Source organism: Kamptonema sp. PCC 6506, assembly GCF_000180455.1.
Classification (GTDB): Bacteria; Cyanobacteriota; Cyanobacteriia; order Cyanobacteriales; family Microcoleaceae; genus Kamptonema; species Kamptonema formosum.
The window spans coordinates 36453-48128 of record NZ_CACA01000330.1; the positions used below are offsets into that span (position 1 = coordinate 36453).

The following is an 11676-nucleotide window of genomic DNA, read 5'->3' on the forward strand; positions in this document are numbered from 1 at the left end:
TCTGCGTACTTAAACTGTTAGTCGTCTATACAAATGGGCTCCCCGATCGACTACTAACTCAACTTCTAGAATACTCTGATGTTCTTTAACGACAATTGATCGAGATCACTTTTTTAATTATAAGGATATGTATAAATTGTGAATTTAATGTGAATAAGGGTTAGTAAGAACTGTCTGCGATCGCCTGCTTAAAGTAACTGTATTATTGATAATATTGTTCAATTAGCTTCGGTAATCGCTCTTTGTAAGCAGGCCAAAACTTTGTACTCTAACGGGTATCCTAAAATATTGCTATTATTGGATAGGAATAGAAATAATAAACTCTGTGCCGACACCATTTTCCGAATGAACGCTGATGCTACCTTGGTGTTTTTCCTCAATAATTTGCCGCGCGATCGCTAACCCCAAACCCGTACCTTTCCCTACTCCCTTGGTAGTAAATAAATGCTCAAAAATCTTCGCCTGTACCTCTTCACTCATCCCAATTCCATTATCTGCAATCCGAATTATTGCCTGTTTTTTATCCTCTGATAACTCAGTTTTAACAGTAATTTTATTGGGAATTTCTGCATACTTGTACCCTTGATTTGAGTCTTCTAAGGCATCAATAGCATTGCTCAATAAATTCATAAATACCTGATTTAACTGTCCCGCATAACATTCAATTTTAGGTAAATTACCATACTCTTTAACCACTTGTATTTCTGGGCGATTTTCATTAGCTTTGAGGCGATGTTTCAGGATCATAATGGTGCTATCAATCCCATCATGGATATTGCAGGGAATGGAACGATCTGTATCGGCGCGGGAGAAAGTTCGCAAACTCGTGCTGATATCGGCAATTCGTTTTACCCCTTCTCGCATGGAACCAACTAATTTTGGGAGGTCTTCCCGGATATAGTCAAGATCGATGGTGTATATTTTCTCTTCAATATCAGCCTCTGGCTGTTTTTGTTGATATAAGTCAATCAATTCAAACAAATCATTGATGTAATCTAGGGCAGGTTGAATATTGCCACCAAGGAAACCAACGGGGTTATTAATTTCGTGAGCGACACCAGCTACTAAGTTACCCAAGGCGGACATTTTTTCACCTTGAATGATTTGTAATTGGGCTTGTTGTAAATCATCAAGCGATCGCTCTAACTGTTGGGCATATTCCTGAGAACGTTCATAAAGTTGGGCATTTTCTAGAGAAATGGCGGCTTGGGCGCAGAGTAGGTTGAGGAGTTCGACGCGATCGCTTGTAAATGCTCCCGTCGCTAAATTATTTTCTAGATATAAAATGCCCATCAACTTACCTTGATGCAAAATCGGGCTACACAAGATACTTTTGGGCTGCTGACGGATGATATAGGGGTCATTGGCTAAGGTGCGATCGGCACTTGCATTCACCAGCACAGCAGTTTGCTTGTCATGCAAGACTTTGTAAATCAGTCTGTGGGGAATGTCCTGGCTATCTTCAATGGGAATACGCTGCAAGACAACTGGCTTTGAACCTGTGGTAATTGACCCTTTGATTAACAGGTGCGAGTCTCGCAAGAGCATTAACACGCATTTATCAGCCCCCGCATTTTCGATGACGATCGTCATCAACGATGAAAGTAGATTTTCCAGTTCGATTTCAGCGGAAATAGTATGAGAAGCTTTGAGAATAGTAGCTAAATCTAAAGCCAGAGAAACATTACTACTGGATATGGCCGAACTGCTGGAGGTGACACCACCCAACGTGAACAGAGTTTCGTGAGTGGAGAGAGTCGAACGGGTTTGCTCTAATATAGGTCTAAGTAGTTGCGGGTAGCGAGTTTCCAGGTCAACAACTTTGGCTTTGGCTCCCCAGTGGGCATAGCCGTAGTAGGCTTCGATCGCATATTCCCCAGCAATGCGTTCTTTGCCCCAGTCGAGGTAGAATTTGGCGGCGAGTTCATTGGCTAGTGCTGCTTCCTGGATATAGTCGTTGGCTCTAGCGAGGGAGATGGCGCGATCGTACAGGTCGATCGCCTCAGTTTTATTGCCCAATACTCGACAGCGCTCGGCTGCCACCAAATCATATTTGTGCTGAAAGTTCATAGGCGCGTGCTGGGCCCGATGATAGAGTTTGGTCTGATTGGCCCAGATGCGATCGAGCAACGCCGCTTTATCGGTTGCTTCGGGATAAGCGGCGAGTGCTGTGAGCGAATCGTAGAAGTAAAACGTTGGGATTGTGAAGAAACCCAATCCTGCTGCCAGGGTTTGACGGGCTTCATCTGCTGCCTGCACAGCCTGAGCGATTTCATTGAACAGATAGAACGCCGTTAGATGATAAACCCAGTAGAAATGCAGCCCGAGTAGATCGTTTGCGGCTGTCAGCGTGGTATAGAGTTGTGCGGTCTGGGCATCCAACTCGGTCTGGCTTTGCGTTCCTTGTAGTCTCTGGATCGCAGCTAAAGCAAGATAGCTATAGTTTGAGGCAGTAACTATATTGAGCTTCAGCAGTGCAGTGATATAAGGATCTGCTTCTGAAACCAGAGTGCCTAAGTGTTGACCGCTCAAATAAGCAGATTGATAGAACCATGCCACACTGGAGCTAGCATGGACAATATCGCCCACCTCTAGCCCGACCTGAAACGCTTCTCTAAAAAGGGGTAAACTTTCACGGAGGTGAGATTTGCAATGCACAATAAATGCTGCCACGACGAAACTAACTTTTGACCGGATACGTCGTGCATTCAAGTTTTCAACGATTTGCAACCCTAGCTGTGCAAAGGCATAAGCAGCATCAACATCTTCTACAATGCTGCTCAATAGGGTGGCATAGCAACTGTAGGCATAAGCAGATAGGGCAGCATTTCCTTTTTGCAGCGATAGTTTCACCGAAGCTATAATCACAAAGGGAAGCAGCAAGGGAGCAGAGACGTGAGCTACTGGCATTAAGCTGGATAGTAGCTGCATTGCTGCCAGTGATTCTGCCTCTGTCATTTCTGGCAAATTGAGCAGATCGTGAGTCGTTTTGTTGTGCAGCAGGTCAGCAACTTCTTCTAGTTCTGTAGCAATCCCTGCTTCAGTGGGTTGTTTTGGCAGGTAAATGTGGAATTGCTTCAGGGCAGTGTGAGCGATGGCGATCGCTTCTTGAGGTCGATTCTGGGTCGTATAGGTATCAATTTTAATTTCGTAAGCTGTGACCCGATCGAGCGGATGGAGTTTTTGAGCTAAAATCTCGCTGACTCGCTGCTCCATTTCGGCAAAATTGCCGCAGAGACAAGCTGCTTCTGCCGCACCTTCATGCAACGCCAGGGTCAGGTTGGGTTGAGTCTGCCAGGTTTGCTCAGACAGAAGCGTTAGACCTGTGTTGAAATACTTGAGGGCAGGTTCATAGGCACTAGAGGCTTTGGCTTTGCGCCCAGCAATTGAGTTGAGTTGGGCAAGACGATCTTTGTTAGCCGAGTCAAGGACGAGGGCGATCGCCTGATTCCAGTGGTTGACAATCTCAAAAATATGCTTTTCTAGCTCAGTTTCAGAAATATTGTCATGCAAGAGTTGACCAATCGACAGATGAGTTGCCTGTTTTTGGTCATCGGGAATCAGAGAATAGGCAGCTTGTTGGACGCGATCGTGTAAAAATCGATAGCTTGGATTAACTGTATCCTCTGCCTGTGAGTGTTGTGTACCCAGAAAAAACTTGTAAATCTGACTGGTGGGTAAAATCAAGCCTTCTTGCAAGGCTTTCCACAATGCTGTTGCGGCTTCGATTGAAGAAAATTCTGAAACTATAGCCAATGTCTCTAAATCAAATTGAGCGCCAATACAGGCAGCAAGTTTGAGGACATTTTGGGTTGTATCGGGCAACTTTTGCAATTGCATTGCCATGAACTCGACTACATTATCAGTGAGCGAGAGCAATTTCACTGCTGCAATATCGCACTGCCAATATCCTACATTGAAGTCATAAGCAATGTAGCTATCCTGATGCAAAGCTTTGAGAAATTGGGTAGCAAAGAACGGGTTGCCTTGGGTTTTTTGATAGACTAACTCACTCAAAGGTTGCGCTGTGATTGTGGAACAACTGACGGTGTCGGCAACCAAAAGATTGATATGAGATTGACTTAAAGGAGCCAGAGTTAGAGTGCTGATGGTTGCTGAGTCTTTCTTCATCTCCTCTAATGTCAGCATTAAGGGATGAGCCGGAAAGACTTCGTTATCTCGGTATGCCCCAATCAGCAGATAACATATCTGGCTTTGACTCATCAACACTTGCATCAAGCTTAGTGAAGCGGAATCTGCCCACTGCAAGTCATCAAGGAACATTACCAGAGGATGCTGCTGTGTAGCGAACAGGGCTATGAACTTGCCAAATAACAAGTTGAAGCGGTTTAAAGCAGCACTACCACCGAGTTCTGGAACTGCTGGCTGTTTGCCGATAATTTGCTCTAGTTCGGGGATGACATCTATTAAAACTTGCCCATTTTCACCTAAAGCAGACAAAATTTTCTCTTTCCACTGCAACAGTTGAGTATCGCTTTCACTCAGCAATTGCCCCATCAAGTCACGAAAAGCCTGGACAAAAGCACTCAAAGGAATGTTGCGGTTGAATTGGTCGTATTTACCTTTAATAAAATAGCCGCGTTGTCTGACAATTGGTTTATGCACTTCGTTAACAACTGCGGTTTTCCCAATTCCCGAAAACCCAGCTACCAGCATCATTTCTGTTGCACCTTGGCTGACTCTATCGAATGCTTCTAGCAGGTTTTCTACTTCGGCTTCTCTGCCATAAAGTTGATCGGGGATGGTAAAGCGATCGCTAATATCTCGCTTGCCAAGTTCAAAAGATTCTATCTTACCTGTTGTTTGTAATTGTTCTAAACAAATCTCTAAGTCGTGCTTGATTCCTAATGCAGTTTGATAGCGGTTTTCGGCATTCTTTGCCATTAATTTGCTGACTATTTCTGATAAACTTAGGGGAATTTCTGGATTAATTTGATGGATTGGTATTGGGTGTTTAGCAAGATGACAATGGACTAATTCCATTGCATCTGCTGAGACGAATGGTAAAGACCCTGTCAATAATTCATAGAGTGTAACTCCTAGTGAATAAAAATCACTCCGATAGTCAATCCCTCGATTCATTCTCCCGGTTTGTTCCGGAGAGATATAGGCTAAGGTTCCTTCTAAAACATTAGGATTTTGGATTTCCTGGGTTTCTCTGGGTAGGAGAGAAGAAATACTAAAGTCAATTAGTTTGATTTGCTTGGTATCTGGGTTAATCAGAATATTAGCAGGTTTAATATCTTTGTGAATGACGCAATTTTGGTAGAGATAGTGGAGAATATCTGTCAGTCGAATCACAATGTTAAGAAATTCTGCTAAAGGTAAATATTTATTTGTTTTACGGTCATTTGTTGCTGTTTTGAGATAATAAGTAGATAGGGAGACTCCGCCAAAGTCTTCCATCACTAAGGCATAGCTATTGCGATATGGTTCTAGACTTAGGGGTTGAATAACACTAGGAAACGTGAGATTTTTGGCAATGGTATATTGGTTGCGAAACTGGATGATTTCATTGAAGCTGGGGTATTCGTTTCGCAGGAGTTTGATGACAACGGGTTGTTGGTTACTAATACGGATGCCGCGATAGACGAGGGTGCGCGTACCTGCGTATAGTTCTTCTGTGATTTGATAGTTTGAAAAATTTGAGCGCGGGTGCATAACTCGTTTATCCTCTATTAGATAACAGGTGAATTTAATTATATTTTATTATTTAACAGGGATAGTGATCTCAAACACAGTACCCTCACTAGGTACAGAGCTAACTGTAATTTTTCCCTGATGTTTTTCTTCAATTATTTGACGCGCGATCGCTAACCCCAATCCCGTCCCTTTCCCTACTCCTTTCGTCGTAAATAAATGCTCAAAAATCTTGGACTGAACCTCTGTACTCATGCCAATACCATTGTCTTTAATCCTAATTATTGCCTGTTTTTTATCTGCTGATAACTCAGTATCAACTGTAATTTTATTGGCAATTTCTGCATATTTACGCCCTTGGTTTGAATCTTCTAGGGCATCAATGGCATTACTAAAAAGATTCATAAATACCTGATTTAACTGCCCTGCATAGCATTTTACTTGCGGTAAATTACCATAGTTTTTGATAACTGTAATTTCTGGGCGAGATTCATTGGCTTTGAGGCGATGTTTCAGAATCATGATTGTGCTATCAATACCATCGTGGATATTGCAAGCGATTGGATAATCGGTATCGGCGCGGGAGAAAGTTCTCAGGCTAGTGCTAATCTCTTGAATTCGTTTGATTCCTTCCCGCATGGAGTCAACTAATTTTGGTAAATCTTCCCGGATGTAGTCTAGTTCAATAGTTTCTATCTCTGCTTGAATTTCTGGGTCTAACTGAGGATATTTTTGTTGGATTAGGTCTATTAATCCAAAGATATCATTGATGTAATCTAGGGCAGGTTGAATATTGCCGCCAATGAAACCCACCGGATTATTGATTTCGTGGGCAACACCGGCGACTAAATTCCCTAATGCTGACATCTTCTCACTTTGAATCATTTGCAGTTGGGTTTGCTGCAAGTTTTGGAGGGCTTGTTCCAGTTCCTGAGATTTTTGGGCGATCAGGGTTTCGGCTTGCTTGCGATCGCTAATATCCTGGTAAATTCCTAATACACCAATGACTGTGCCAGTGGTATCGTGTAGCGGTAGCTTGCTAGTCTCAGCCCAAACTGTTGTGCCATCGGCTTGCAGCGTCGTTTCAACAATACCGAGTTCGGGCAGATTTGATTCTATCACCCGTCGATCGCACTGGCGGAACCAGTCTGATTCTTCGGCAGTCCAAGACAGATCGTAATCTGACTTGCCAACGACTTCTGTGGATGAACTAAACCCTAAAACCTCAGCAAAAGCGCGGTTACTGCCTTGATAGATCAGATTGCAGTCTTTCCAGAACACTTTATGGGGAATAGTATTGAGTACCAGTTCTAATAATTGCTGGGATGCTTGCAGTTGTTTTTCGGCTTGTTTGAGATCGGTGATGTCGATTGCGATCGTGGCAATACCAATTAAATCTCCATCTTCATTGACTAGAAGATTGTTGTACCAATCACAGAAGATACTCTCGCCTGTTTTTGTGATATTTTCATTGGTGCTGCGATTGCCTCCTGTTTGCGCTAACAGATGTGCCACAATCAGATCGAAATGAATTTTTACGGTTTCATCTGCAATCAAAAAATCGACTGAACGCCCCATTACTTCCGCTGCTGTGTAACCAAAAATCTTTTCAGCGGCTGGGTTCCAAGATTGAATCAGAAAGTCTGGACTCCACTCGATTACTGCCATTGGCGTTTGTTGGATTAGCAACGACAAGCGTTGTTGGGATGCGTAGAGTGCGGCTTCAGCTTGTTTGCGATCGCTAATATTTTTCACAAACGCACAGTTATATTCTTCGCCATCTAGTTCAAGGTAATTAACCGTTACTTCCACCGGATAACGATGTCCTGATTTGTTGAAATTGTAAGCCTCAAAGACAAATGAACCCTGTTCCTTAATCTCCTGCCAATGTTTTTCCCAAACCTCTGAGGAAAGTTCTGGGTTAAAGTCTCCAACGCATTTTTGCAAAATCTCGGTTCGGGAATAGCCGAGATCGCGGCAGGCGGCATCATTAACATAAGCAACCTGTCCGCTAGGTTTAACCCACCAGATCGGGATGCTGGAACGATCGATCGCAAACTGATTGAGTCTGAGAGATTTCTCGGCAAGTTTGCGATCGCTAATATCGATCATCACGCCATCCCAGACGATCGAGCCATCGGCTTGCTGTTCTGGTCGTGATGCCGCCTGCACCCATTTCACAGTGCCAGAGGTCGTAATAATCCGCCATTCCTGCTCAAATGGCATGAGAGTCTGGGCAGAATGGACGAACGCCTGGGTCATGGCTGCGCGATCGTCGGGATGCTCCAACATCCGAAAGTCTTTGATTCCTGTCAAGAACTCTTCTGGTGGCACTTCATAGAGATCGGCACAGCCTGGACTAACGTAGGGAATTGAAATTGAACCATCGGCAGCGAGGCGGATCTGATAAATTAGCCCAGGCAAATTATCCGTCAGCTTCTGAAAGCGAGCTTCGCTGGCACGCAGTTCAATTAGAGTTTGTTGCGATCGCTCATAAAGTCGGGCATTTTCCAAGGAAATTGCGGCTTGAGTGCAGAGTAAATTGAGTAGTTCGACGCGATCGCTCGTAAACGCTCCAACGGTCAGATTATTTTCTAAATATAAAATACCAATCAATAGTCCTTGATTAATAATTGGACTACAAAGAATACTTTTAGGCTGGTACTGTTCAATATAAGGATCGCCTGCAAACTGAGGATTTAACCTAGCATCAACAACTACCATCGCTTCCAAACTATGCTTGACAGCATTCACCAAACTCAGCGCCACATCCTGACTTAATGCTAAAGGCATTGATGATAATATCTGTGGTTCTTGTCCCTCTTCCATAAGAGCTGCTAGCCGTAACTCAATCTCAGGTTTAAGCAGCAAGACACACTTAGTTGCACCAGCATTTACGCTCGCTATTTTTATTACAATAGCTAAAAGTTTATTCAGTTCAATTTCCCCAGAAATAGCCTGAGAAGCTTTTAGCATAGTAGCCAAATCTAGAGCTTCTGAGACGCTACTATAAGAGCGAGTAAAACTAATTTTACCCCGCGTAATAGTATCATTCAAGGTACTAGCATATCTCGCTTCGTTTTTAATAAGACTGAGTAATTTAGGATAGCGTTTTTCTAGATCCTCTATTTTAGTTTTGGCTCCCCATCGTGAATAACAATAATAGGCCTCAATCATGTAGGCTTGAGCTACTTTTTCTTTCTTCCATTCCAAGTAAAATTTAGCTGCTAGTTCGTTGGCGAGAGCTTCTTCTTGTAGAAGTTGGTTTTGACTGGCGGCTGCGATCGCGCGATCGTACAGTTCAATTGCCAATAATTTATCTCCAGAAATACGCGCCATTTCTGCTGAAATTAGATCGTAGGCAGCGCTAAAATTCTCCGAGCAGTTTTGCGCCCAAACAGCTAATTGCTGTTTATATTCTATCAATTTTTGCCACAGATCCGATTGTTTTGCCTGTGGTATTCGCTCGTAACTTTGGCATAACAATAGAGCATAGATAAAGCGATGTCTGGCGTAGGGAAGTAAGCCTTGGGGAGCAACATTAACAATCTCAGCTTCAGCTTTCTCGGCAGATTCTAAAGCTGATTCTGGGCAATCGCAGAGGTAGAGTATTTGGCTTTTCAGAATAGTATAAATACAGATAACTTGCCAGTTTTTATGTTTTCGGCAGCGTTCGAGATAATCATCTTCTATAGTTTCCGACCAATTTTTCCTTCCTATCAACTTGGCTACAAGCATTTGACCACCAGTTAGTAAATCGATAGCCCATTGATTTTTTTGCTGTTGGCTAAAAGCCAGCGATTGATTAATTTCTGCCTCTAACTGCTTCAGTTCTACTCCCTGATAAAAACGACAGTACATATTGTGTCCAAAAGCATAAGCCGCATATTGTAAATTGCTGGATTCCAAACCAATTTGATAAGAATTTTGGTAATCTTGGCTGGCTACCTTAAGAGAGTGAGACCAATGGCGGAGAGAACTACCAATCATTAAATAGGCTACACTTTCAGCCGAACTATTATTAAACTTGGGCATTAATTGCAGCGTTAAATCGATTAACTCACCTGTATTTTGATAGTTATTTAAAGCATAACCACGTAGGCCACCGTAGGCTGGGTAAATATAGCCTATTTCAGGCGTATTACCATATTGCAAACACAAATTAACAGCCTTGACACAAATGACTGACCACAGACGCTGATGCGATCGATAGGTGGGCGGGCCCATAGCAATAGCTAACTTTGTAGCCATTTTTTTCTCAGGATCGGTCATCATGGGTAGATCGCTGAGAGAAGCAATCCCTCGGCTTTCTAAGATAGCTTGAGCAGTGGCAATTTCGCGATCGCGTACCACCTCAAAATCCTCATCGTTAATATCAATACCGAACAAGGATAAAGCTTTAATCCCCGCAGCAATAGCTTCTGGATACTCAGCTCGTAGGGTATATTGAATAATTGCCAAGTTGTAAATCTCTGCCTTTTCTAGGGCAGTTCTTGTCCGTTCGAGAGTGCGATCGATCCAGCTTTGTGATGCTTCAATATTGCCATTCAAATATTCAACTTCAACCCGTTCTTTGTGGAGCGCAAAGCATAATTCATATTGAATATTCCAACAGTCTTCCATCAATAATTCCATGCCAGTAATTATATACTCACAGGCAGCAGTATATGCCGTAGAAGTTTTAGCTTTTCGTCCTGCCAATAAGTTTAAGTGGCTCAATCTTTCCTGTTCTTCTGGATCGTTTAATAGGTATCGACCGCGATTTAGTTGATTGACAATCTCGAATAACATTTCCTCGCGCTCTGCCAAAACAGTATTTCTTAAAAGTAGTTGACCTATCTGTAGATGTGTTGCTTGCTTGCGCTCGTCTGGAATCAGAGAATAGGCAGCTTGTTGGACGCGATCGTGTAAAAATTTGTATGTAACAATCCGATCGTTTTCTTTAGTAACTATTTGACTTTCTTGCCCAACATAAAACTTATAAACATCACCAACTGGTAAAATCAACCCTTCTTGTAATGCTTTCCACAAAGCAGCAGCCGTCTCAATTTGGGATTGTTCCGAAACAATTGCCAAAGTTGCTAAATCGAACTGATTGCCAATACAAGCAGCTAACTGCAACACCTGTTGAGTTGATGTCGGTAGTTTTCCTAGTTGTAATGCCATAAATGCCACAACTTCATCTGTAAGTGCAAGCTGATTAACTTGTGTAATGTCACATTGCCAACAGCCTAATCCAAAGTCAAATTTAATGAGATTATCTTGATGTAATGCCTTGAGAAACTGGGTGGCAAAAAACGGATTACCTTGAGTTTTTTGATAGACCAATTGAGAAAGAGTACCTGCCCAACTTTCTGTACATTTAAGCGTATCAGCAACTAATTGATTCACTTGCCCTTGAGTTAATGGTAGTAAAGTAATCGTATTAATTATTGCTTGTGTTTTTTTATTTCGGTCAAAGCCAGCATTAATGGATGTGCCGGGTTAACTTCATTATCACGATATGCACCCATTAAGAAAAGATAGCTTGTATTAGCGATTAAGAGCTGCATTAACTTCAGCGATGCTGAATCTGCCCATTGTAGATCGTCTAAAAATATTACTAATGGATGTTGGGCTGTTGTAAAAACTTGGGTGAATTTTTGGAACAATAAATTAAATCGATTTTGCGCTGCTGTTCCTGATAATTGGGGTGGCGCTGGTTGTGAACCAATAATTCTTTCTAATTCGGGAATGACATCAATAATTACTTGTCCGTTTTCCCCAACTGCTGCTAATATTTTACTTTGCCATTGCTGGATTTGAGACTCGCTTTCAGTTAACAATTGCCCCATTAAATCTCGAAAGGCTTGCACAAAAGCACTGAAAGGAATATTACGTTGGAATTGGTCATATTTTCCTTTAATGAAGTAACCGCGCTGGCGCACAATTGGTTTATGAATTTCATTGACAACCGCAGTTTTTCCAATTCCCGAAAAACCTGCTATCAACATCATTTCTACCCCTACCTCCCTT

2 protein-coding genes and 1 pseudogene are annotated in these 11676 nt (G+C 42.5%); all 3 read right to left on the bottom strand.

Going from position 1 to position 11676, the window contains the following annotated elements:
- Nucleotides 1–294 precede the first annotated feature (294 nt).
- Nucleotides 295–5682 carry a trifunctional serine/threonine-protein kinase/ATP-binding protein/sensor histidine kinase gene (locus tag OSCI_RS22165; protein WP_007357397.1) on the bottom strand — a complete coding sequence of 1796 codons (5388 nt, stop codon included), beginning with the start codon at nucleotides 5680–5682 and terminating at the stop codon, nucleotides 295–297.
- Between the two features lie 48 nt (nucleotides 5683–5730).
- Nucleotides 5731–11052, bottom strand: a complete 5322-nt coding sequence (locus tag OSCI_RS22170; RefSeq protein WP_007357398.1) for a PAS domain S-box protein — start codon at nucleotides 11050–11052, stop codon at nucleotides 5731–5733.
- A gap of 21 nt (nucleotides 11053–11073) precedes the next feature.
- A pseudogene (locus tag OSCI_RS31120) lies at nucleotides 11074–11666 on the bottom strand (ATP-binding protein); the annotation flags it as partial.
- Between the last annotated feature and the right edge of the window lie 10 nt (nucleotides 11667–11676).